Source organism: Streptomyces sp., from assembly GCF_031178505.1.
Classification (GTDB): domain Bacteria; phylum Actinomycetota; class Actinomycetes; order Streptomycetales; family Streptomycetaceae; genus Streptomyces; species Streptomyces gulbargensis.
The window spans coordinates 1-22,330 of sequence record NZ_JAPSIW010000007.1; the positions used below are offsets into that span (position 1 = coordinate 1).

Consider the following 22,330-nt stretch of genomic DNA (forward strand, 5'->3'; position numbering starts at 1 on the left):
GTCCCCGCTCGGGTCGAGCGAGCGCGTCAGGGCCGCCTTGACGTTGGTGCTGAAGGTGATGCCGTCGGGGGTGCCGCCGCTGGGCGGCAGGCCGATCCCCTCCCGCACTTTGCGGACCTCGCTCACGCCCTGGTCGACGGTTTCGGGGGAGTCGGAGGCCGCAATGGCGTTCCACTGCTTCTCGGCGATCACGTCGTCCAGGAGGTCGAGGTCTTCCCAGTAGGAGACGGCCGCTGACGTCGCGCCCAGCGCCGAGTGCTCGAAGCCCGTACCGATGCCGTCGGTGGTCGAGGTGGCCTTCAGCAAGGGGATGCGGGCGGCAGTGGCAGGCGTGAACTCCTCGACCGAGGCCGTCGGTGACGGCGAGCTGCTGGCGGAGGGCCCCGCAGGCGACTTCGCCTCCGGCTTGCCCGGCTCCTCCTCTCCTCCGCTGAGTGTCGTGATGGCGAGGGTGCCGACGAGGGCCAGGGCCGCAACGGCCGAGACTCCCACCGCGGCGAGCCGCAGCCGGGCCCTGCGGGCCTTGCTGTCGTAGGAGCCCATCAGTTGCCCTGTGTCATCGAGTAGAAGCCCATCACCAGACCGCTCGTGACGCCGATACCGACCGCCGCGATGACCGACCACACAATGGCCGACTTTCCGCGTGAGGCGAGCTGGGCCCGCTCCGTGTTGTGGCCGATGGCGACGCACGCCCAGCCGGCGAGACCACCCAGCACCGCCAGGGACAGACCGCCGCCCGCGGTCCAGCCCAGGATCTTGCCAGTCGGGGTTTGCAAGGTGCCGGGCAGTTCCGGCTTGAAGCCGGGCACGACCGGCTCGGCGGCCAGAGTGGAGACGTCGTGGATGGCCTGGAGCATCATGCTCATGTCGTGTGTACCCCTTCAGGAGCAGGTTGGTCGGGTCGAGCAGTGTCAAGAGGGAGCCCGGCGGCGGGCAGGGCCGCCGGGTGGGGAGCCGGGGGAAGCGGATCGCCCCAGGTGCGGTGAGCCGAGTCGAGTACCGCCTGCATCAGGGCGGCCGCCGTCTCCCCCGTCCGGCGACCCAGCTTCATGGGCTCCGCAAGGCCGTGCGTACGGATGAGTGGATCGAAGGGCACAGTGATCACGGCCGACACCTGAGATTGGAGCATGGTCGCCGCAGCCTTGACCGACGGCGGCAACCGGCCCTCGCCCGGTGAAATCAGGGCGACAACTGAGCGGTGAAGCGGGAGGCCTTCCGCCGATGCCGCCTTGACGGCTGTCTGGAGGGCAGCCACCCCGGGGCCGGTAGCCAGCGCACACAGCACGGGCACCGCGAACGGCAACGCGCACCAGGCGGCCGTCCGGCCGGCGTGACGGCCCTCCGTCCGTGCGCTGACGATGTCGTGCGCTATCGGATGAGTGGTGTCAGCTACCACAGCCTGCCAGCCGCCCCCTGCGGCGAGCTGGTACCAGGCGCCCGGGTCCGACGGCAGCCGCAGCTGTCCGTGGTGCCAATCCCGGTGGTCGGTCAGCACGTCCCACCCTCCTCCAGGTCCTGGCATCGTTGAGGCGGCAGCCCTCGCCTGGGCCTGAGTGAACGGCTCGTCAGGAGACAGCGAGGCAAGCCCGGCACCCGGCTCCACTGGCCAGGTAGGCCATGGAGAAGCCAGGCGAGGCGCCAGGTCGAGCACCACACTGCTGCCTGCTGTGGTCAATGACCGGGCCAGCAGCCCCGCGGTCGTCGAGCGACCGCAGCCTCCGCTGGCGCCCAACACCGGTATGACCAAACGTGCTTGGCCGGGCAACGTCACGGCCGGTTGGGATTTCTTAGCCAACGCTCCCCCGCATTGCAACTGTAATCACCATGGCGGTCACTCCATGTGAACACGCGTCCGAAAGTCTATGTCGCGCGGAGGACACCCCAGTGGTGCCCCTGGGTCGGGTGATGTGTCAATTCCTTTATGCTGCACGCCAGTTATGGCCGTTCGTCACCTTTAACGACAGTTTGAGCGCTTCTGTTGCGCCTCGTGTGGGTGATGTGGCCGCGATCCGCGTTACCTGCTTTGGGGGCGGAAACGGCGTGTGGCAATGTGACGTTCAGCCGTCAGGGGGCGGTGCTGATAGGGGTGAGGCGCGACCGGCCCCTCACGCGGGCTCACGCATGGAGATCGCCGGGACACGGCGTACAGCAGGGGGAGGCGGCCGTGAAGGCCAAGCGGGGGATCGCTCTAGCGGCAGCAGCCTTCGTCCTCAGCCCGTTGGCGCTGGGGCTCGGTGTCGTCGTCCTCATCGCCATCGACGACGACAGTGGGGGCGGCGCGGACTTCTCCCTCGCCGCCGGATCGCTGCGCGTAGGCAAGGGCTTCGTTCCCGCCGAGTACGCCGCTCTCATCGAGCAGGCCGCTGCTGACTGCGATGCCGGATTGCCGGCGGCAGTGCTGGCAGCTCAGATCATGCAGGAGAGCGGATTCAACCCCAAGGCCCAGTCAAAAGACCCCGCCACGGGCAAGCCGATCGCCGATGGCATCGCTCAAATCATCCCCAGCACTTGGGCGAAGGATGGTGTCGACGGAAACGGCGACGGCAAGAGGGACGTCTGGGACCCCGAGGACGCCATTCTGACGCAGGGGCAGATCATGTGCAAACTGCTCAAGTCCGCCAAGAAACACCCGGAGTACAACGGGTCGCCCATCGAGCTCGCACTGGCTGGCTACAACGCGGGATGGGGCCGGGTCCAGCAGTACAAAGGCGTCCCGCCTCAATCATTTGCCAAGGGGCAGACCTACAACTACGTCAAGGCCATCATGGCCAACGTTGAAAAGCTCACCGCGCCGGACACCTCGGGCACTCCGGTCACCTCGGGCGGCTGGGGCCGACCAGTGAAGGGAAAGGTGGGCACGCCGTACCACCAGCAAGGCGGCGCCTGGTCCAGCGGCTACCACACGGGCATCGACTTCGTGGTCCCCACCGGGACCTCCGTCCATTCCATCGGTCCGGGCAAGGTCGTCGCGGCTGGGTCCGGGGGAGCGTACGGGAACCAGATTGTCATCCGTCACCCCGACGGCATGTACAGCCAGTACGCCCACCTCAGCAAGGTCCGAGTCTCCATAGGGGACGTAGTCAGCGGCGGACAGGCCATCGGGCTTTCCGGTTCCACCGGCAACTCATTCGGCCCGCACCTGCACTTCGAGATCCGCACCGGACCGGACTACGGCACCGACGTCAGTCCCCTGCCATACCTTCGCAAGAAGGGGATCGACATCTGATCCCGTCCGAGCCAGACAGCGCCACACCGCCAGCAAGGAACCACACCACCGTGCACCAGCACTTCCGCCCCTGGGGGACCGTGAGTCCCGAATTCTGGGCCCTCACAGAATCGGCCCGGCCCGAGGCCGGGCCGGCGGCGGACCCGGCCACCCCGCAGCAGACGAGTGCCGCAACCAATCCTCCAGACGTGACTCAGAAAGCAGAATCTGTGCAGCACAGCCCCGCTGCCGAGCCCGCCTCGCAGGACAGTGCCCCCGCCAGGCCGGCCGAAGCGGACACCGAGGGGCAGACGCCGCCCGGCTTGCACGACCGCATCGCCTCGGTCACCTCCGCCCTCCACAACCCGGATGACCGCCACGCTCTCGGCCTCGCGGGCGTCGAAGCGGAGAAGCTGGACCAGGAACTCACACAGCAGTACGGCCAGCACCACCCGTTCACGGTCAACATCCGAGAGCTCCGCGGGTGGATCGCCCACCTGGCCGGAGACTCGGGAACCGCCGCCCGCTGGTACCTGCACACCACAGGCCTTCAGATCAGCGTGCACGGCCCCACCCACGAGCAGACCCAAGGATCGGCTCGCCGCGCCGTGCACACCTGGCAGCAGGTCACTGATCCCGTCGCGATCGTCCAGATCGGCATTGATCTGGCCAACGTTGTGGCTGCTGTCCTCGGCCCGGACAGTGACGCTGCCCGCTTCGTACAGGCCCGCGTAGCCAGTAGCCAGGCGCCTGAACAGTAGAGACTCCCCACATCACGAGAGCCCCTGGCCGGAGCCGGGGGCTCTCGTGCTCCCTGTCCGAATCTGTCCGCCTTCCGTTTCAGGCCTTGCTCCTCGTCGGGATTCCCCGCCAGTATGTCGGGGAACCCCGACAAGATTGGAGAGGGCTGTGACGTCGTACCGCTCTAGCTGCACCAGCGACCAACTGAGGATCGCCAAGGAGCCTCAGCAGCCCGGGGCGAACCTCATGGAGCCGACGAGGGTTGTCGGCCCGACCGTCTACTGGCCCGACGGCACCACTTCCTACGTCCTGAGTTTCACGCGCGGCCATGAGTCGTGGACCGTAGCGGACGAAGCCGAGACGGCCGTGAGCGCCCTGGAGGCGATTCGCGGGGGCGGCGAGATCGAGCGGAGTCTTCTTCAGGCCTACCTGCGTGGTGTACGGCAGCTGGAGATGCGTATGACCGCTCTGAAGGAGGAACTGCTCCTATACGCACGGGAGTCTGGCGAGAACGGCAGATCGCGCCTCACCTTCCGAGAGCTGGGAGACGAGTTGAGGCAGCACCACAGCACGGTCGCCGAGCGGCACCAGCGCATCCTCGACGGCGACACCGCTGCCTGGCGGCACTGGGTCACCGGGGGCACCGGCCGCGCAACTCTATACAGCAACGGCGGAATCCTCCCGCGCGAGGACAAGCCGCTGCGTGAGCACGGGAAGGAAGGAACGGCATGAACACCGCCGGACGAGACTTGGCTCTGATCACGACGGCCGGGGCCGAGTGAGTCGTCCGCCCGCGCCTGGGCCCAAGGCCTGGACGCCTCCCTACACCGGAATCATCGGTGTCGGTGCCGCAGCCGTCACGGCCTGGCTCGCAACACGTAAAGAGGCCGCACGTGAGGCAAGCCCTCCATGCTCTCACCACCCGGCTCCCCCTCCACTCGGCGAAGAAGGGACACAGACGATGAGCGACCTGCTCTGGGGCCTCCTCAAGGACACCGCACGAGTACAGGGCATGATCGACGAATTGCGCGTCACCGACGCGGCCGGCACCACCACGCCTGAGAAGGAACGCGAGTACCGGCTTCATCGCGCCGCCCTCGCACAGCGCCACCTCAAGGCCGCCGCGGACACCGGTAGTGATCCCGTGCAGGCGCAGGAAGACGCCGTGCGCACAGCGCAGCTGTTGTGGCAGCACGACGTGCAGCACGACAGCTACCTCGGTCCGATCCCGCCGGGCAGCCCGGTATGGGACGCCAGAGGCCTGGATGAGTACGTGAGACAGGAAGCTGCCGTAGCCGGACTCGCTACCAGCTGACCAGAAACGAAGGACGCCCCCGCTCAGCGGGGGCGTCCTTCGTCGCGTCAGGCGCTACACCTCTCGACCGTTCTACGTCCCGTCACCGGGACGAAGAAATTCCCGGGCACCGCGCAGGGGTGTGCGCAAGGACTGCCGGGTCGTCTGACTGTCGAGGCGTACGTCGAGGGGTCCGGGAATCGTGCTCTCGGCTCGCAGTCCTCTGGGGAGACGGGAAGCGTCGAGTCCATCGCGCCGCGCGATCAGGACGCCGAGTTCGTGGCGGCTCAGGGCATCGGCTCCTGCGGCGTGTTGGATGCCCGCAGCGTCGCTCAACGCCAGTTCCAGCAGGACGCCGGCCAGGTCCGAGACGTGGGCCGGGCACCGGATGTCGTCGGTCCACAGGGCTCCGTCGCGGGTGCCGGCGGCGAGTTGGTGGACCAGGCGCTCGTGCTCAGAACGACCATGGCCGATGATCAGCGACGTGCGGACGACGGCGGCCTTCGGGTGCACCGCGAGGACTCCGGTCTCCGCTGCGGCCTTGGCTGCGCCGTACGGGGTGACGGGGTCCGGGGGACAGGACTCGTTGTAGTGGACGCGGCCTTGGCCGGAGAACACTGCGTCGGTGGACATGTGCAGCATGCGGATTCCGCGTTTCGACGCGACTATCGCGAGCTGTATCGGGCCTTCTGCTGTGACTGCCCATTCGGCCCCGCCGCTTGAAGCGTTGATAATGACGCGCGGGTTCACCTCTGCCATGACGGCGTCCAGACTTCCCGCGTCGCGCAGATCGAGGTGGTGCCAGGCGCTTGGGGAGGCGGTGGTCGGCTTGGTCGCGTACGTGGCGACTGTCGTGTGCCCCGCTGCTCTCGCCTGCCGGACCAGCTCGGACCCCAGGAAGCCAGACCCGCCAACGATCAGAATTGTCATGTGCGTAACCGTAGCCCCGTGGGACGGACGATGACGGCGGTCACCCTGGTGTTCGGGTGACCGCCGTCATCATCCGTCCGGGTCGGGGAGGAGCTACGTACGTGGCTTCCAGAGGTAGCGGATGTCGGGCTCGCGCTCGTCGTTGCGCTGTCCGTCGGTGCGCTCGGCCTCGGTGAAGCCATGCCGCTCGTAGAAGCGCCGGGCTGGGCCGTTGACCTGGAACGTCCACAGCGACAGGCCGCCCGGCTGTCGCTGCTTGGCCAGGGACATGAACCGGTCACCGAGGCCCTGCCCGTACCACTCTGGTGCGAGGTAGAGCTGCTTCAGCTCCTCGCCCTTGAGCACCATCAGCCCCACCACTCTGTCCCCAGTGACGGCGACCCAGGTCTCGTAGTGCGGCACGAGTACGCGGTCGAACCAGTCCCGGACGTCGGCCTCGTCGTGTGCGCAGCGCACGGTCGGTAGCGCCGCGGCGTAGGAGCGCAGCCACACGTCGGCCGCGGCGCGTGCGTCGGCGGAGCGGGCCCTGCGGAGGATCACGTCGTCGCTGCTCATGGCGTGGCCCGGTTCTACTTCCCCGGACGCCCGAGCTGGCGAACGGTCCATCCCGCTGCGTGCCAGGGCTGGGGGTCGAGGGCGGTACGACAGTCGACGAGCAGGGGGTTGGCCGGGCGGTCCACCAAGGTGTGGGGGAGGGCATGCCGGTACTCGGGCCATTCGGTGGCCAGGACGACGAGGTCCGCGCCGTCGAGGGAGGCGGCCAGGTCGTCGGTGTAGTCCAGCTCCGGGTTGCGGACCATGGCCGTGGTGACGGCCTGCGGGTCGTGGACGGTGACGACGCCGCCGGCCTGCTGGAGCGCCTGGGAGAGGGCGAGGGCGGGCGACTCGCGCACGTCGTTGGTGCCGGGCTTAAACGCGGCGCCCCACACGGTGATTCGGGCGCCGTTGATGGGCCGGTCGCCCAGGGCGCGGGTGATGAGTCCGAGCGCGACGTCGGTGCGGTGCTCGTTGATCTCCTCGGCGGCTCGCAGGAGAGCCGCTGCCTGTGCGGCGCCGAGCTGCCGGGCGGAAGCGGTGAAGGCGCGGACGTCCTTGGGAAGGCAGCCGCCGCCGTAGCCGATGCCGGGCTGCATGCCGCCGGAGCCGATGCGGGGGTCGATGCCGAGGATGTCCACGATCTGCGAGACGTCGCCGCCTGCGGCCTCGCACATGTCGGCGACGGCGTTGATGTAGCTGATCTTCAGGCCGAGGAAGGTGTTCGCAGCGCCCTTGGCCAGCTCCGCGGTCTGCGGGTCGGTGACGAAGATCGGCACCCCCGCGTCGATGATCCCGGCGTATACCGCGCGGATCGCCTTCTCACCCTCCAGAGTGGTGACGCCGGCGATGAGCCGGTCCGGGCGAAGGGTGTCCTCGACGGCGTGTCCTTCGCGCAGGAACTCCGGGTTCCATACGACGTCGACCTCATCGCCCGCGGGCGCCAGGCGCTGCGCGAGAGCGGTGACCTTGGCGGTGGTGCCGACGGTGACGGTGGACTTCCCGACGATCGTGGACGCACGGTCGAGGTGGGGAGCGAGCTGACGGACGGCGCCGAAAACCTGTGCGGTGTCGTAGGAGCGGCCGTCAGCGTCGATCGGGGTGCCGACGCCGATGAAGTGCAGCTCGGCGAAGCCGGCGGCCTCGCGGATGTCGGTGGTGAAGCGCAGACGTCCGCTCTGGGTGTGGCGGGCGAGCAGTTCCGGCAGGCCCATCTCGTAGATGGGACATTCGCCGGCGTTGAGACGATCGACCTTGGCCTGGTCGACGTCCACGCCGATGACCTCGTGGCCGAGTTCGGCCATCGCCGCAGCGTGCGGGATGCCGAGGTGACCGCAGCCGATCACGGAAACACGCATTGCAGGTCGTCCTTGTCTAATCGGGGGCACACCGACTTCGGTGTGCTGCCAGACGCTATCGGTTGGCGAGCAGGGCCCAAGTCGGGTAGCACGTAGGTTCGTTGAGGTGTTCGATCGGGTGACCTGGCTTCGGTTGAGGCGTCGGCCTCGGAGTGGGCCGAGGGGTCAGCTCAAGGCGCCCAGCGCGTTGGACAGGGCGGCGGTCAGGAAAGCGATGTCCTCGTCCGTCGACGTCAGCGGCGGAGCGACGACGAACCCCTCGCTCCTGGGCTCCCCGGCGCCGGTGAACGGGTAGAAGAACACCCCCCTTTCCTCCGCGGCCTCCATCACCGGCCAGAGCTGCCCGGGGGTGACTTCCACCCCGTAGAGGAAACCCCGCCCACGGACGTCTCGCACCGGCCCGTTGCCGTTCAGCGATGCCAGAGCCTGGCCGAGCCGTTCGCCGCGCGCTGCGAAGGCGGTGAAATCCATCTCCTCCAGCTCGTCCAGGACGCCCAGGCACGCAGCGGCCATCAGGGGGTGGGCGGCCATGGTGCCCATCGCGGGGAGCGGGTCAGCGTCCTCGTGCCGGAGCCACCTGGCCATCTCGGGGGCCACCAGGACCGCGCCGACGCTCGTGTATCCGGCGCCCAGTCCCTTGGAGAGGATCACCATGTCGGGCTCACAACCGTCCCAGTGGTGGCTGGCGAGCGGTGTTCCAGTGCGCCACATCCCGGTCAGCACCTCGTCGTGGATCACGAGGACGTCCCGCTCCCGGCATATCTCCGAAACCCGCCGAAGGTAGCCGTCGGGCGGCACGAAGGCGCCGCCCGTGGTCCCGTTGATGGGCTCGATCAGTACCGCGGCGACGTTCTCGGCACCGCGGCGGTCGATCTCCCTTCCGATCTCGTCGGCGCACGAGGCATCGCACTCGCGGTCCTTGTGGGCGTGCGTCGGCGGGTAGGGAGCGGGGAAGCCGGGGTCGAGGTTGAGCGCGTCCTCCGGGCGAGGACGGCGGGCGTGGTTGCCGGCCAGAGCGAGGGTCAGCGCTGACATCCCGTGGTAACTCAACGTGGAGGTCAGGATGTCCCCGCGCTGTTTCCCGTCGCGAACCCGGGTGATGTTCCGCGCCAGGCCCACGGCCACCTCGACGCCGAGTGTCCCGCAGGTGGTCAGCGCTACGAAATCGTCGGGGCGGTCCACGGCGCGGCACAGGCGCTCCATCAGTTCCATCTGAACGTGGGGCTGGACGACGGCGGCACCGCCGAAGGAGTAGCGGAAGAACTGCTTCTCGATGCGGGCGTGGACCTTGGTACTGCTCTGGCCCACATTGGTGCACAGCAGTCCGCTCGACCCGTCGAAGATCCGTTTTCCTCCCTCACGGAGCAGCCAGGGGCCGTGTGTCCCCACGACCTCGAAGTCCGGCAGGGGCCTGGAGGAGGTCAGCAGCCGCTCACGGTTCTGCGCGTACGAGTCCACTTCGGTCAATCCCTTCTCGGGTGTGCTGACGGAGTGGGGCCGCGCACGAGCGTCGCGCGCGGCCCCGGGGGGCGTGCTGATCAGGCGGCAGCCTGGGCGACGGAGACGCACACGCCGAGCTGGCGGCACAGCTCGACGAGCGTGGGGATGGCCGCGGCCTTCACGATCACGTCGCCGTCCTGCGGCCCCTCCAGCGGGTAGGGCATGTACTTGCCGAACTCCTCCAGGCCCTCGGTGTCGATGTAGAACACCTTCATGCCGCGATCGCGGGCCCGCTTCTGGACTGAACGCCGGTCGGCGTGCAGGCCGACGACCAGGAGCGCCTTCGCCTCGGGCTGGAACGGCACGGGCGGGATCTTCTGGTCGTAGCGGCGCACGAAGCACTCTTCGAGTCCGGCCCGCGCGGCGAGCAGGTCGAAGTTGTGCTGGATCACCGGGCCGACGAAGTGCCCGGCATCGTGCAAAGCCTTGAGGGCGTGATGGGCGGCCGTCGGCTCGGCGAGGAAGCTGACGCGGAACATCGTGACCAGTTCCTCCGCCTTCGCCGTGGCGTCGAGCAGCATCTCCCGAACGAGGGTGTCCTTCTGCGGGCTCAGGACGAACGGGTGGGTCTGCTTCATGACGTTGTCGGTCCGCTCGGTGACCCGATACGCCTGGTGCAGGAAGTGCAGCGGCGGCACGCCGGCTTCGACGCTCGTGCCGCACCCGATCTCGACCTGGAACGGCAGGAAGTTCTTCAGCTCGCTCAGGTCGTCGGCGTAGGTCGGGTTGCCCCGCTCGTCCTTGATGCGGATGCCACCCATCAGGACGTTCCACGGCATCTGTCGCACGTTGCGGGTCACTGTGAAGTCCTCGGAGAGGAACACAACGTCGAGCGAGTAGAACCCGGCCGGCGTCTCTCGTGATGCTCGCTCGTCCTGCGGGTGCGTGTCGTACGGGGTGACGGTGACCCGCAGGTCGCCCTTCGACCACATGGCGTCGTCCACCTGCCGCCAACCGCCCTCGATGAGCCAGTACCGCACGTTGCTGCGGTACTCGTCGATCTCGGCTTTCGGGCCGAGCACCGACGTGTACAGGTACAGGTCCGCGAGCACGAGTCGCGGCACCGGGAACGTGTAGTCGAGGTCGTACCGGTAGCGGTAGTGCACGATGCGGCGGCGGCCCTGCTCGTCCTCGGACCAGCCGGACTGGACGGCGTTCGCCGGGTCCTGCGTGCGGCGCCAAATGCCTTCCTCGATCGCCCGGGGCCGTTCGTGCCCGGCGCCGGCGAAGTGCTTCTCCCAGGTGGCCACCTGAGCGTCATCGAGCTGTTCGATCACGGGATAGGGAAGGAACATCTCTTCCTCCTAGTGTGAACCGCGTTGGAGTGGCGCGTGCTTCCCGGACAGGCGCGGCTGCCATTCGTTGCAGCACGGAAAGGCTGCTGCGGACGCCGGGGGTGGTGACTCCGCGGCACCCGCTCCACTCGGGGGAGGGTGGTGCAGGTGCCGCGGTAGCTGCTCGGCGGTCCGCGGCGTGGCATTGCGGGACTGCCGAGCAGCCGTCTGTAGGCCCGGCGCGGGGAAGGGTTCCTGCCGTGGGAGAGTCAGCAGAGTCGGGTTTTGCTCCCCCGCGCCGGGGGTTGTGCCTGCCGGGGTGGCGGGCCGCATCGGCAGCCGTGCCCCGACAGAAGTCAGGCGACAGCGTCCGCGGTCGCTGCGCGGTACACGAGCACGTCTACCGTCTCTACGGCGTCAGGCAGGGCGCGTTCCTGAGTCCGGAGTCGGTAACCGGTGTCCCACATGGTCATGGCCATCTCGCGAAGGCCGCCGTTGACGGCTTCCGCACTGTCTTGAGCTGGCCACCAGCGCACGAGCCCGCAGCGGTCGGCTTCTGGCGGCCACAGGGCAGTCGCGACGTCCCGCACCATGAGCCGGGTACCGCGAGCCGCCTTGGTCTGCTTCAGCCATCCCTCCATCAGCTCCAGAGGGCTCTTCTCTGGCCACGTGTATGTGCGCGGTGCCGGGATGTATGCCCACGCGTCGCTAGGGCGGCGCGGCGGATTCTTGCCCACTTCCATGCGGTAGACGAGCAGGTTGGCGTGCAGGTCCTTCTCCGGGTCGATGGGGCGGCCCGCCCACTCCACGACGTAGTCCAGCGATCGTAGGCCGGCCGTCACGGTCTTCAGCCGGGCAGCCCAATCCGATCCGACCTTCCGGTCCGGGAACCACTCGACCAGGACGCACAGATCGGCGCCTCGCGGCCAAGCGCACTCCGGCGCATAGAGGGCGCGGCACCATCCGTCGCCCGGGGCGATGTCCCGGTCGTAGAGGTCGTAACCGTCCTTGCGGCCCACCACGACGCGGTTCTCACCGACCTTGAGCTGGTCCAGGTCGTAGTTGACCACCGAGGGCGCCGTGCGACTCGGATTGTTCCGGTCGTAGACGGGTTGTTGCTTCCAGGCGCTGCGCACGCTGTCCTCTCAGATTCAGGGTGTTCACGGTTCTCGTCTGCCGGAGCCAGTGGATTCACACGTCCACGGGCCCGGGGGCGAGGACAGCTCGGACGGTCTTGCCGCGGCCTTCGTGCGGCAGGAATCGGGTGACCTTGGCGCCGAGGGAAGCGACCTGCCACAGGCCACGTCCCCTCTCCCCGCGCACCGCGGCGTCGAAGTCGGGGAACGCCGGGTCCAGGTCGGCGACGTCGATGACCAGCGAGCCGGTCTCGTCGGTGGCGATGCTGAGGGTGAGCTGCACTTCGGAAGAGGGCACGCTGCTGGGAATCCCGTGCCTCACACCGTTGTCCACGAGCCGGGCGACGGCTTCCACGGCCGCCAGGACGTTGCCGTGCCAACACAGGACGGTGACGATGCGCCGTGTCCACACGCGCGACAGGTACAGGGCACGGGTGTCGCCGGGGAGGTGCGTGGTGAAGCTCCGCACGAGGGGGGAACCAGGCGGAGCCCCGGCGCAAGGCGGCAGTGCCAGGAGCGGTGTCTCGGCGGTCACCCGGTCCTCTCCGGGGGAAGGGCGTCGCGGAGCCGGTGAGGTCATGGCGTGCCGCCCTCCTTCAACGAGTCCGGACCCTTGACGGCTTCCAGCTCGGTCAGCAGGTCGTGTAACTCGTTCACGGCCCAGCCCATCCTGCGCAGGTGAAGCACGGACTTGAGGTAGTCGCCGGGCAGCTCCTCCTCACGCACCTCACGGGCGCGTGCGATGAGCCGCGTGGCTCGCCCGTCCTGCTTCTCCACCTCGCTGGTGACGGCATAGCTGACGAGCTGCATCAGGTACCCGCGCAGACGCTGCGCGAGTTCGTCGACGAGGTCTTCGGGCGGGGGGACTGTGTCGAGGGCGTCGGCCACGTCGTCCAGCCACGCGTCACCGTCGTAGGGGCGCCAGGCGCGCACCGCAGCCAGGGCCGCCTCCACCTTGGCGCGGTCCGGCAGACGGGCGGGTTCCACGGGGTGCACCCAGCGCGGTCCGTCGGTGCTGGCGTCGCGACGGGGGAGGGTCACGGAGGTCACTGGTCGTCTCCCTTCGCTGGGAGGAGACACCAGACGGTGGCGCCGTCGTCGCTGACACCCCAGATGCCATCGAGGGCTACGACTACGTACTCCACGAGCTGGAGACCGCGGCCGTGCTCAGCGTCGTTGCCCGCCTCGCGAACGGTCGGCTTCCCCGACGCGCCGCTCTCGACCGCCAGGTAGAGGAGGTCTTCCTGGAGCTGCATCCTGAAGGCGACCTGAGTTCCGCCGCTGTGCTGGATGGCGTTGGTGACCAGCTCCGAGACGATGAGGGCCGCAGAATCGCACATGCTGGACAGGCCGCAGTGGTTCAGGCGGGCCCGGGTGAGTCTCCGCATGCCCTGAACGCGGCGAGCGTCCCGATCAGGTATCGGCTCTCCGGGGCCGCGCCGGGCGATCCCGAAGTTCGCTTCCATCGCATCCGCTTTGCGAACCCGCACCAACGCGTGGAACGGGCCCTGCTTGTGGCCGGCTAAGACGCTTCTGGTGGGAAGGGTCGTGCTCGGCGCCGTAGCCGTCCCCATTGACTCCTCCTCGTCGCGATTCGAGCACTTAGCGTTGTGGGACGGGGGGAGTTGTGACTATGTCGTCGTTATGACTTCTGACGGACCGTTCGGATGACACGATGACGCCGCTATGACTTCTTCCCGCCTTCTGGCGAGGGGCAGTTCCAAAGGGAAGCCACCGCGGTATCCCATGGAGGGGAACCGATTCCGTGGAGGGGACATGGACCAGGGTCAGCGCACAGTGTTGTTCCTGCTGGCCACCAGACGGGGTATCCGCTCCCATCCGGCATTCAGCGACGAATACACCCGCGTCGCTGACCAGATGAGGGCAGAGGGCCACACCGTTGCCCCCGCACCAGTGGCGCGGCATTACGAGCGCTTCCTGAAGTACGGGGCGGTGAAAACGGCGCCCCACGCTCCCACTGCTCGGGTGCTGGAGCGCATGTTCCAGCGGCCCGTGGGAGACCTGCTTCGCTCAGCCTCCGACATCCAGGAGCTAGAGCAAGACTGCTCGCCTCGGGCCCCATCCCCGCCCGTGCTTGACGAAAGTGATCTGCTGATGACCGCTCGGGACGCCGCCTCGCACGCCAGTGAAGCCGCCTCGCTCCACCTGGACGAGCTGACCCTCGACCAACTGCACGACGACCTTGTCCAGCTTGCACGCCGATATGGCGGCACGGCCCCGGCTGTGGTCTACCAGGAGGCGACCGGCCTACTGAACCAGGCGCAGGTGCTGCTCGAACGCACCCGGTCCCCGGAGCAGCACACCCGCCTCTACTACGCGGCGGCACAGGCCAGCGCGCTGCTCGCAGCGGTCTCCTTCGACCTGGGCGCCCTCACGCCGGCCGTCTCCTTCGCGCGTTCGTCAGCGCAGTACGGCAAGACCATCGGCAACGGCCCTGTGCAGGCGTACGCCTACGGCATGATGGCCTTCATGGCGTTCTGGGACGGGCGCCCCGGCGAGGCCGTACGGCTCGCCAAGACCGCCCAGACGTTCGGTGGCCTGGGAGACACTGCCCGCCGCCGCCTGTACTCCATCGAGGCCCGTGCGCACGGCCACCTGCGCAACACCGATCAGGCTGAGCGGGCCATACGCGAAGCGCTGGAACAGAGCAGTGGCCGCCGCGACGAGCTGCACGACGACATCGGCGGCGAGTTCGCGTTCGACGCCGCTCGCACGGCCATGAGCAACGCGACAACGTGCCTGCTGCTGCGCGATGCCCAGTCGGCGGAGGAGTTCGCCACGAGGGCACTCACCCTGTTGCGCGCGTGCCCGGAAGGCGAGCAGCCCATCATGGTGTCGGGCCCGGCAGCCGTCGACTTGGCGCGTGCCAGGCTGCTCCGCAATGAGGTGGAAGGCGCCCAGGAGGCATTGACGCCGGTCTTCCAGGTGCCGCCGAGTTGGCGCGGGTCAGGGATGATGGAGCGGCTGACGGCAGCCCGGATTGAGTTGACCCGTCCTGACTTCCGCAGCGCGCCCGCGGCGCTCGCTCTGGCTGAGCAGATCGAGGACTTCAGTGCCCTCTCCCCGGCCCGCCGGCTCGGCGCCGCGAACCCGCTCGCGATCGAAGCCTGACGGCTACCGGCCGAGCGCGGCCAGGATCACGGCCTCCTTCTCCGGTGTGATCCCGTGCTCGGCCCAGCGCGGATGTTCCACCGGCATGCCGCCGTCCCGGAGCCACGTCCAGGTGTCGGCGACGGTGTCCGCCAGCGGTCGGCACACCAGCCCGGCCACCTGCGCCCGCGTGGACTCGATCTTCCATACGCCGGCGTGCGTGCGCCACAGCGGCAGCTCGGTCCACTGCTTCACGCCCTGGTCCAGGAGCAACTTGTCCGGGGCCCAGGCCAGTTGAGCATCTCCGCCGGTGACGAGCACGCAGGCCGTGAGGAGGTCGCTCATCGTGTCACGGCCGATCGGCGCCACGCAGTTGTACGCCCCGCCCGTGTCGGCGGTGGCCTGGTGGAGCGCGAACGAGGCCACGTCCCGCACGTCAATGGGCTGGATGGGCTTGTCCGGGGCGCCCGGGGCGAGCATCCTGCCCCCACGGGCGGCGCGGTTGAGCCACCACGGGAGCCGGCCGACGTACTCGCCGGGCCCGAGGATGACGCCTGGCCGGAGGATGACGGCCCGGTCCTCACCGAACGCCGCGGTGGTCGCTCGCTCGGCGCCCGCCTTCTGCCTGCCGTAGTACCAGTCCGGCCCGTCCCAGTCGTCCGGGAGTCGGCCGTAGTCCACGTCGGCGTCCGGCGGCCCGTCCAGGACTTCCGAGTCCTCGGTCAGCGGATCGTTCGGCCAGCCGCGGTAGGCGTTCACCGTGGAGACGTAGACGTACCGGCCGGCGACCGGCTCCAGTGCGCGGGCGCCAGCGAGGACGTCGCGCGGCGCCATCTCGGACGCGGAGGTGTCCACCACGGCGTCCCACGGCCCTTCACTGGCCAACCGCGCCAGGTCGGCGGCGACAGTGCGATCGCCTCGCACCGTTTGGGCTCCCTCTGGTGTGGAGCCCGAACGGCCACGGTTGAAGATCGTCACCTCCCATCCTCGGTCAAGCGCGAGTTGAGCGACCGCCCGGCCCAGAAACCACGTCCCGCCAAGTACAAGAATCCTCATGGCGGCGATCCTGCCGTGTGGTGGTGGTCCTACGGAAGGTGGTCAGTCGTGCGCAACCTCTTCGCGGGCCTTGGCGACTGCGGCGTGGGCTGGGCCGCCGTACATCGGGACCGCGTCCAAGTGGGTCGCCGGGCCCGACGCCGTGGCGTCGGCAGTAGCCGGTGTCGGCCGTGTGGCACACGCCGCACACGGAAGGGCCCGACGGTCGTCACCGTCGGGCCCTTTCTGTCACGCCGAGCTGTTCTGTCTACGCGAGCGCAGCCTCCCGCTCCGCGCTGCTTGCGTCGACTCCCGCTCCGCGCTGGTGCCCGATGCCGGGTACCTCTGGCTCCCGGCGCTCCCGGAATTCACCTCCCCTACTCGCTCCGCCGTCCGCAGGCCCTTGATGGTCCGGCGCGGGCTCAGGAGCCTGCTGTGACGCGGCAGCCACGGCGCGCCGGGCTCTCTCCTCCTCGGCGATCTTCCTCAGCTCCGGGAGGATCTGCTTCACTGCGGTACGGACCGCTCCATCGGCCAGGATGCCCTCCTGCTTTCCGTTCTTGAAGCCCTTCCCGGCCGCCTTCCCCAGCTCCATGTTCGCCCGGTAAGCGGCCCCGTTGCTGACCTGTGGACTGCCGTCCAGCACGCGGAGGTCACCGGCCCGGATCTGCTCCACCAGGGCGTCGCGCAGCTGGTCCTTCTTCGGCTTGTTTGAGGGCGTCAGGGGCGATGGCACAGGCGCCTGCTGGGCGGCGGCCTGCGGAGTCGGAGCGGGTGGCGTCAGCTGCGCGGCGGCCGCGGTGCCTATCGGGTCGGTTGCGGCGGCTGTTGCGGGGACGGTCACTGCGGGCGGCTGCTGAACGGCGACAGGACTGGGCGCCGTCGCCGCCTGCGTCACGGGTGCTGACGGTTCTGTGGACGCGACCTGTCGCTGGACCGCGGGAACGCCCTCCCGCGCCTGTGGCGGCTCCGCTGGCTGCGGCGCCGGCGCGGCGTGCTCCACCTCGGGGAAGGGCTTCCTCGAGCCCGGGGCGCGGACGTACTGCAAGGTACTGTGCAGATCCTTGCGCCACATCTTCCACATCTGCCAGGGATACCCGACGAACGGCACCCACAAGAGCAAGCTGTAACCACGCTCGACGTTCTTCTTGACCTTCCGCTTCGGATACTTGCCGAGGACCAGCTGCTCGACCTTCTTGAGCAGGGTCTCCAGGAACACCGCGTACACCAGCGGCGGGATGACCGCGACGAGCCGACCGCCGAGCGAGGCCGACGGAGCGTGCAGCAGGTTCATCGTCGCGGAGGCCGCGATAAACGCCACCAGGTAGAAGCGGGTCAGCTGGCTGGACCGGGCCGTCAGTGCCTCGAACAGCCGCAGCAGCGACAAACCGAGCGCACCCGCGTCCAGGAGGAGGGCGAAGCCTGTCGCCGCAGACCAGGAGCCCCCGTTGCGGTCGAAGGCGTACGCCTTCTGAGCCGCGAAGGACAACCAGGCCGCGATGCCGGCGATGCAGAAGATGATGACGAACGCGATCGCGAGGCTGATCACGGCCAGACGCCGACGCCAAGCTTTCCGTCGGTGGTCGGCAAGCTGGTCACGTTCTTCTGCCGACATCTTGTCCTGCTCGCGGCTGCGGCGTGAACGCAGTACGAGCGCCAGCGCCGCCAACACGCAGAGCGCGGCAAACCCGATGCCAGCAGGCAGTACGACCGTTTCGATCGTCACTGATACGCCCCCTCTCTCCAGTGCGCAGCCGCGCCCTCGGGACCGCGCGGCCTGCTACTGACGGCCGCCCCCTGGTGACGCATGGACTCTCCGATCATCGACACGGGCACTGGGCCCCATAACCCTAGAACGAGGCACCCACAGTCCCGACAGTCACAGCATCCTCGGGCTCGGCACCCATCCGAGACAGCCCTTGCCGAAGGTGCTGAAACGCCGGTGGACCTGTATCGCGCGATACAGGTCCACCGGCGTGAGGTTGTATCGCGCGATACAGGTTCCAGAGTTGTATCGCGCGATACAGGTCCGTCAGCGGCTACGAAGCAGGGGGGTCGCCGAGTTCGGCCAGGATCGTACGGGCAACCAGGAGCGCCACCTCCGGCTGAGCCCTTGCGGCCTCTCGTACCTTGGCCTCATCGAACGTGCCCGGGTTGGCCTGGAAGCGCAGAACCGGCGTGCTGGTGGCCGTGGTGGGAGGTTCGTCCTCATCAACCTCCTTGGCGGTGGTGAATCCCAGCTGATCCCGAACGGCCTCTAGCGCTTTCGCGCTGGTGTCTCCCGAAGCGGCCGCCGTCGTCCAGACCAGGCGCACGCTGTCCTTTCCGTAATTGTTCAGAACTGGAGACAGAACGTCGATCTGGCGCACTCCGAGGGCCCCAACGCCCTCCAGTCCAGCCAGCGCTTCGAGGAGGGGTTCCTCTTTGACCATACGAAACGCATGCTGGCGGGAGACATTCACTGTCCTCAACCACGCTGACCACGAGCGGCAGGGCTTCCCGGTCGTCGGGTCGATGATGTGACGCCAGGAGCCCTTGTGAGCCAACCGCACAGCGGGGCCCGCGTAGTGGAAGTACGCGGTCAGCGTCCGCTGCTCCATCGCGTCGCGCAGTAGCTGAGCGGCGTGCAGACGCTTCTCGCAGGCGGTGATGATGTCGCCAGGTTCACCGTCCTCCGGTAGCGCCTCCACGAGTGCGGCCTGAATGGCCTCCGGCAGTTCCTCCGATACCGCGGTAGGGATCGCCGGCTCCGCCCGCAAGTTCAGCCCGGTGCTCGTGAGGTTCCGCCCGGCGTCACTTCCTGTCGCCTGCTCAGGCAGTGCTGCCCCGCCGCCTTCGGTCTTCCCCTCTGTTTCGCGGGTGACGTGGGGCGGGAACTCGGTCAGCGGTGGCAGTACCCGACGGCCACGGCCCTTCCCCTCTGCCTCAAGCTGGTCCTCCGCGGCCGGACCGGTAGGAATCGAGGCGCCCTTGGCCATCAGAGCGACACCCTCTCAAGCTCGCGCTGCACGATCAGTCCCGTCCCCAGTGCTTGGTCCCTGGTGATGATCTCGGACTCGACGAGCAGGGGAATGAAGTTGACGAGATCCTTCCAGCGAGGCCGTTCCTTGTCCTGACTCGTCAGCTCTCGGTTCTCGAACGTAGTCGTTGCCGGGCCGGGAATCCGTCCGTAGACCCGCTTGTAGGCAACCAGCATGGGGATCTCGGTGTCCAGGAGCGGGTAGGGCCCCCCTTCCTGCTCCTCGTCCAGTAGCCGCTCGCGGGCGTCGATCCTGTCGTTGCTCACCTCGCAGCGACTGAGTACGAAGTTCATCGACAGGGGCTTGCCCGTGTTGTTGAGCGCAGCACCCATGAGGACGGCCTGTCGAGTCTGGTACGCCTGCTCGGTATCGCCTTCGTCCGGGCACAGCGGCACCAGGAGGATGTTCACCCGACGGACCGCCGCCAGGAAACAGTCGTAGTTGCCGCCGCCGACATCCACCACGATGTCGTCGACATCGCCGCGGGCTTTGACCTCGTCGATGGCCTGGTCGAGGTCGTCGAACGGGTGCCGGATGACTTCGAAGGGCCACGGGAAGTATCCGCGCAGCCGGGCCTTCTCTGGCCACTTGCTGCTCGTCTGACTCGCACTGTCCGCGTCGAACATCACGACCTTTCGGCCGAGAACGACCGCGAGGAAGAGTGCGATCAGCTTGGCCAGCCTGGTCTTCCCGGTTCCGCCCTTCAAGGCGCCGACCGCGATGACACGGGTCTCTCGCCGGTTGGCCTTTCTGGCCTCCAAGGGAAGGCTAGGCTCTGGGATAGGTGTCGTCACGTTCTTCCTCACAGGGTGGGTGCTGGCGGTTGGCCTGGAGGTGCCCGTCTCGGCCAGGAGGCGGGCACCGAGTGCTTTCGGGGCGAGCGTATCCGCGCTGTGGCCCCGCGAAGGGAAAGACCCCGGGTTCGCCGGCGTTCTCACCTTGTGAGCGGACAATCTGACGAACCTGATGCGGAACGCCCGGGTGGCCCCATGGCGGCGTGCGCACGAGTAACGTCATAGGTAGCGACCCCCAGAGGAGGAAATCGTGACTGCGCAGCCCGATCACAGCGCGACATCGTTCGTACCGCCGATGCGCACGCTTGCTCAGCTACGCGAGGCCCTCTCCGTATGGGGATTTCCGGGCGACCGGCAGAACTTCGATGAGGAACTCAATGCGGCCGACCTGGACGACCTGGCCAAGGTGCGCCAGATCACCCAGGCCTACCGTCACCGCATCCTCATGCGGTGCACCCCTCAAGCCGTGGCCGCACTGGCACGGCCCACCGGCGACATCGAGGACGAGCTCCGCCGCAAGCTGGGCGAGGCCGGGATCGCCCGGTGACCCACGCCTTCCTCAGTGACGCAGCAGACAAGATCCTTACCGAGCTCACCCCGTCAGAACGCGCTGCTGTCGAATCCGTAAGGCGGACTCTTGAGGCGGACCCGGCGCCAGAAGGCGCACGCGGCCTTCCGGACGCCGACCCTCAATCAGAGTCCTATGCCATTGAGTTGCTGCCTGAACAGACAGGCGGTCGGGGTATCTCCGTCGTCTACCGGCACAGCCAGGACTTGGATGCCTGCCTCATTCTTTGGCTGATCGCTGGCCCGTAGGCGCGCGATCTCCTCTGTTGGGCAGAGCCGCAGAACGAGGCGATGGGGTGAATCTGTTGGCTGAAGCCAACAGTCTCCCGATACGATTCCTTCGCCGTTGGCTACAACCAACAGGGGGTTCCGGTGCGTCACGACGTTGACATGTTGGCCGACCAGGTCGAGCGGCTTGTGGCAGACGCCGACCAGGTGGCTGGCGCTGAGCGGGTCGAGCTCTTGGCCCGCGCGGCCAGCTTCGCCATAGACCCTCTTCGACGGATCGAGCTGCTGATGCTCGTCGCGGATGCCGCCGGCCGAGCCGCCCATCTTGAGGCCGGTGCGGCTCGGCAGGGGAAGAACCGTCCTGGCGGCGCTCCCGCGACGTATGAGCTGATTGGCGCCGCGGCCGGCCTCAGCCGGGACGTTGCCTATCGACAGCACATGTACGGTGCCGCTCTTGCGTGGCCAGCGAAGCGTCGCGGAGTGCGCACCGGGCGGACGTCAGCCCGACGCGAAGAGCCACAGGGCGGCGGCGCATCATCGACGAGAGCGGAGGGGGTGAAGTGAAGGAAGACGAGATTGCAAGAGGGGTGGCTCGCGGACTGCGAGAGTACGAACGGTGCAGGGCTGAGGGAGGCGCGCGTTCGCTTCTCGCGGGCGTGACCGTCCTGGCTTTGGGGATGATCTTCTTCATCTGGCTCGTGACATACGCCTGACCTGCCGGAGGCCCGGACCGTGCTGACGGTCCGGGCCTCCGGTGATTCCTGGGGCGGGAGGGTCAGCTTGCGTCGGCAAGCTCCACAAGCCTGATGGCCGTCTCCAGGGCCTCCCGGGCCTGTTCGGTAGTTGCTGAGGGCCTTCCCTGCCGCTTCGCGTATGCCTGCGTCACGCGTACGGCGCCGCGTACGTAGGTAACCAAGTTGGCCCGCTCCCGTGCGTCCCGTCGGTCATTGACCGCCTCGGCGAGTTCGCCCCACCAGAAGCCGTCATCGTCGGGGTCTTCCGGGATTTCCCCAGCCTCGTGGTACCTGAGAAGTGCTCGCGCGACAGTGTCCAGCTCCGCGTAGACGGCTTCTCCAGCCGCGATCCGCTGTTGCTCCGCAATTCGTGCCTCTGCGGCTCGTTGATCAACGAGGTGTGCGACCTGCGGCTGCCTCCGGTCGCCCGGCTTGCCGTTGACGACGACGTGCAGTCGCTTGCGCAGGTTCATCGCGCTGCCGGGGTTCGGCTGGCCGTGGCGGCTCACGTACCCCAGCGCGAGGGCCACCTCCCCCCAGGAGATGCCGCCGGCGCGCGCATCGTCGATGGCGGAGAGCTGGAAGGGATCGGCGGCGAGACGCAGCCACTCAGCCAGCTGCACCCGCAGCATTGCCGCTTGCTGGTACGCATCGCCCGTGAGGCGGTGAGCGTGCTCCTGGGCGAAAGTCAGGACACCGAACAGTTCGCCGTCGCCGGGCCAGTACTCCAGGTATGCCTGGTCCCTGCCGTTCGCGCAATGAAGCTCGTACAGCTGCGCAGCGAGCGTATGCGGAGAGGCCTTGGGAGCCTGTCGGGCGGGCCGTGCTTCGCGGGCTGTCGGGGGTGCGGTTTTACGTGTACGTCGCAC

At 68.2% G+C, this 22,330-nt stretch carries 24 protein-coding genes; 6 read left to right on the plus strand and 18 right to left on the minus strand.

From position 1 onward, the window contains the following. The 3 genes from RIF68_RS01760 to RIF68_RS01770 all read right to left on the minus strand — a co-directional run. The coding region (locus tag RIF68_RS01760; protein WP_309049294.1) for a hypothetical protein at nt 1–543 on the minus strand (543 nt) is incomplete at its 3' end. After that, nucleotides 543–866, minus strand: coding sequence for a hypothetical protein (locus tag RIF68_RS01765; RefSeq protein WP_309049295.1), 324 nt, complete (start codon nt 864–866; stop codon nt 543–545). The genes RIF68_RS01760 and RIF68_RS01765, both read right to left, overlap by 1 nt. Further along, a complete protein-coding gene (locus RIF68_RS01770; RefSeq protein ID WP_309049296.1) occupies nt 863–1,495 on the minus strand; it encodes a hypothetical protein in 633 nt (210 codons plus the stop codon). The genes RIF68_RS01765 and RIF68_RS01770 overlap by 4 nt, the downstream gene beginning before the upstream one ends. Before the next feature lie 669 nt (nt 1,496–2,164). On the opposite strand from RIF68_RS01770, the gene RIF68_RS01775 reads away from it, so the two are divergent. From RIF68_RS01775 to RIF68_RS01790, 4 genes are all read left to right on the plus strand, one after another. Beyond that, on the plus strand, nt 2,165–3,226 hold the full coding sequence (locus RIF68_RS01775) for a peptidoglycan DD-metalloendopeptidase family protein (RefSeq protein WP_309049297.1): 1,062 nt from the start codon (nt 2,165–2,167) through the stop codon (nt 3,224–3,226). A 50-nt stretch (nt 3,227–3,276) separates the two neighbouring features. Next, the gene (locus tag RIF68_RS01780; protein WP_309049298.1) at nt 3,277–3,966 is read left to right on the plus strand and encodes a hypothetical protein; all 690 of its coding nucleotides are present in this window, start codon (nt 3,277–3,279) and stop codon (nt 3,964–3,966) included. A gap of 148 nt (nt 3,967–4,114) precedes the next feature. Beyond that, a complete protein-coding gene (locus RIF68_RS01785; protein WP_309049299.1) occupies nt 4,115–4,678 on the plus strand; it encodes a hypothetical protein in 564 nt (187 codons plus the stop codon). Nucleotides 4,679–4,907: 229 nt separating this feature from the next. After that, complete coding sequence (locus tag RIF68_RS01790) at nt 4,908–5,261, plus strand: hypothetical protein (RefSeq protein ID WP_309049300.1); 354 nt, start codon at nt 4,908–4,910, stop codon at nt 5,259–5,261. A 72-nt stretch (nt 5,262–5,333) separates the two neighbouring features. On the opposite strand, the gene RIF68_RS01795 is transcribed toward RIF68_RS01790, so the two are convergent. The 9 genes from RIF68_RS01795 to RIF68_RS01835 form a co-directional block, all read right to left on the minus strand. Further along, on the minus strand, nt 5,334–6,170 hold the full coding sequence (locus tag RIF68_RS01795) for a sugar nucleotide-binding protein (RefSeq protein ID WP_309049301.1): 837 nt from the start codon (nt 6,168–6,170) through the stop codon (nt 5,334–5,336). 93 nt (nt 6,171–6,263) lie between these two features. Continuing rightward, nucleotides 6,264–6,725, minus strand: a complete 462-nt coding sequence (locus RIF68_RS01800; protein WP_309049302.1) for a GNAT family N-acetyltransferase — start codon at nt 6,723–6,725, stop codon at nt 6,264–6,266. Between the two features lie 14 nt (nt 6,726–6,739). Further along, on the minus strand, nt 6,740–8,062 hold the full coding sequence (locus RIF68_RS01805; protein ID WP_309049303.1) for a UDP-glucose/GDP-mannose dehydrogenase family protein: 1,323 nt from the start codon (nt 8,060–8,062) through the stop codon (nt 6,740–6,742). A 165-nt stretch (nt 8,063–8,227) separates the two neighbouring features. Further along, nucleotides 8,228–9,520 (minus strand): aspartate aminotransferase family protein, encoded by a 1,293-nt coding sequence (locus RIF68_RS01810; protein WP_309049337.1) that lies wholly within the window; start codon nt 9,518–9,520, stop codon nt 8,228–8,230. Nucleotides 9,521–9,600: 80 nt separating this feature from the next. Further along, nucleotides 9,601–10,857 (minus strand): hypothetical protein, encoded by a 1,257-nt coding sequence (locus RIF68_RS01815; protein WP_309049304.1) that lies wholly within the window; start codon nt 10,855–10,857, stop codon nt 9,601–9,603. A 335-nt stretch (nt 10,858–11,192) separates the two neighbouring features. Further along, on the minus strand, nt 11,193–11,972 hold the full coding sequence (locus RIF68_RS01820; RefSeq protein WP_309049305.1) for a hypothetical protein: 780 nt from the start codon (nt 11,970–11,972) through the stop codon (nt 11,193–11,195). 55 nt (nt 11,973–12,027) lie between these two features. Continuing rightward, complete coding sequence (locus RIF68_RS01825) at nt 12,028–12,441, minus strand: hypothetical protein (RefSeq protein ID WP_309049306.1); 414 nt, start codon at nt 12,439–12,441, stop codon at nt 12,028–12,030. A 107-nt stretch (nt 12,442–12,548) separates the two neighbouring features. Next, nucleotides 12,549–13,022: a DUF6415 family natural product biosynthesis protein gene (locus RIF68_RS01830; protein WP_309049307.1), complete on the minus strand. Its 474-nt coding sequence runs from the start codon at nt 13,020–13,022 to the stop codon at nt 12,549–12,551. Then, nucleotides 13,019–13,438 (minus strand): ATP-binding protein, encoded by a 420-nt coding sequence (locus RIF68_RS01835; protein WP_309049308.1) that lies wholly within the window; start codon nt 13,436–13,438, stop codon nt 13,019–13,021. Before RIF68_RS01835 ends, RIF68_RS01830 begins: the two co-directional genes overlap by 4 nt. Before the next feature lie 310 nt (nt 13,439–13,748). Between RIF68_RS01835 and RIF68_RS01840 the strand changes: the two genes are divergently transcribed. Then, a complete protein-coding gene (locus RIF68_RS01840) occupies nt 13,749–15,104 on the plus strand; it encodes a hypothetical protein (RefSeq protein ID WP_309049309.1) in 1,356 nt (451 codons plus the stop codon). Between the two features lie 3 nt (nt 15,105–15,107). Here the strand turns inward: RIF68_RS01840 and RIF68_RS01845 are convergent, their stop codons facing one another. From RIF68_RS01845 to RIF68_RS01860, 4 genes are all read right to left on the minus strand, one after another. Then, a complete protein-coding gene (locus tag RIF68_RS01845) occupies nt 15,108–16,139 on the minus strand; it encodes an NAD-dependent epimerase/dehydratase family protein (protein ID WP_309049310.1) in 1,032 nt (343 codons plus the stop codon). Nucleotides 16,140–16,386: 247 nt separating this feature from the next. Further along, complete coding sequence (locus RIF68_RS01850) at nt 16,387–17,844, minus strand: DUF2637 domain-containing protein (protein ID WP_309049311.1); 1,458 nt, start codon at nt 17,842–17,844, stop codon at nt 16,387–16,389. Nucleotides 17,845–18,157: 313 nt separating this feature from the next. Further along, on the minus strand, nt 18,158–19,096 hold the full coding sequence (locus RIF68_RS01855; protein ID WP_309049312.1) for a hypothetical protein: 939 nt from the start codon (nt 19,094–19,096) through the stop codon (nt 18,158–18,160). Beyond that, on the minus strand, nt 19,096–19,932 hold the full coding sequence (locus RIF68_RS01860; RefSeq protein WP_309049313.1) for an AAA family ATPase: 837 nt from the start codon (nt 19,930–19,932) through the stop codon (nt 19,096–19,098). The genes RIF68_RS01855 and RIF68_RS01860 overlap by 1 nt, the downstream gene beginning before the upstream one ends. Before the next feature lie 250 nt (nt 19,933–20,182). Here RIF68_RS01860 and RIF68_RS01865 point away from each other — a divergent pair, with 250 nt between their 5' ends. Then, nucleotides 20,183–20,479 carry a hypothetical protein gene (locus RIF68_RS01865; protein ID WP_309049314.1) on the plus strand — a complete coding sequence of 99 codons (297 nt, stop codon included), beginning with the start codon at nt 20,183–20,185 and terminating at the stop codon, nt 20,477–20,479. 146 nt (nt 20,480–20,625) lie between these two features. Here the strand turns inward: RIF68_RS01865 and RIF68_RS01870 are convergent, their stop codons facing one another. Both RIF68_RS01870 and RIF68_RS01875 read right to left on the minus strand, forming a co-directional pair. Continuing rightward, nucleotides 20,626–21,165, minus strand: coding sequence for a hypothetical protein (locus tag RIF68_RS01870; protein WP_309049315.1), 540 nt, complete (start codon nt 21,163–21,165; stop codon nt 20,626–20,628). A gap of 337 nt (nt 21,166–21,502) precedes the next feature. Continuing rightward, nucleotides 21,503–22,330 carry a hypothetical protein gene (locus RIF68_RS01875; RefSeq protein ID WP_309049316.1) on the minus strand — a complete coding sequence of 276 codons (828 nt, stop codon included), beginning with the start codon at nt 22,328–22,330 and terminating at the stop codon, nt 21,503–21,505.

Excerpts from the sequence above, each read along its gene's own strand:
- RIF68_RS01845 (WP_309049310.1), bottom strand. The coding sequence starts at position 16,139 with ATGAGGATTCTTGTACTTGGCGGGACGTGGTTTCTGGGCCGGGCGGTC.
- RIF68_RS01835 (WP_309049308.1), bottom strand. The coding sequence starts at position 13,438 with ATGGAAGCGAACTTCGGGATCGCCCGGCGCGGCCCCGGAGAGCCGATA.
- RIF68_RS01805 (WP_309049303.1), bottom strand. The coding sequence starts at position 8,062 with ATGCGTGTTTCCGTGATCGGCTGCGGTCACCTCGGCATCCCGCACGCT.
- RIF68_RS01815 (WP_309049304.1), bottom strand. The coding sequence starts at position 10,857 with ATGTTCCTTCCCTATCCCGTGATCGAACAGCTCGATGACGCTCAGGTG.
- RIF68_RS01795 (WP_309049301.1), bottom strand. The coding sequence starts at position 6,170 with ATGACAATTCTGATCGTTGGCGGGTCTGGCTTCCTGGGGTCCGAGCTG.
- RIF68_RS01790 (WP_309049300.1), top strand. The coding sequence starts at position 4,908 with ATGAGCGACCTGCTCTGGGGCCTCCTCAAGGACACCGCACGAGTACAG.
- RIF68_RS01800 (WP_309049302.1), bottom strand. The coding sequence starts at position 6,725 with ATGAGCAGCGACGACGTGATCCTCCGCAGGGCCCGCTCCGCCGACGCA.
- RIF68_RS01840 (WP_309049309.1), top strand. The coding sequence starts at position 13,749 with ATGGACCAGGGTCAGCGCACAGTGTTGTTCCTGCTGGCCACCAGACGG.
- RIF68_RS01765 (WP_309049295.1), bottom strand. The coding sequence starts at position 866 with ATGAGCATGATGCTCCAGGCCATCCACGACGTCTCCACTCTGGCCGCC.
- RIF68_RS01855 (WP_309049312.1), bottom strand. The coding sequence starts at position 19,096 with ATGGCCAAGGGCGCCTCGATTCCTACCGGTCCGGCCGCGGAGGACCAG.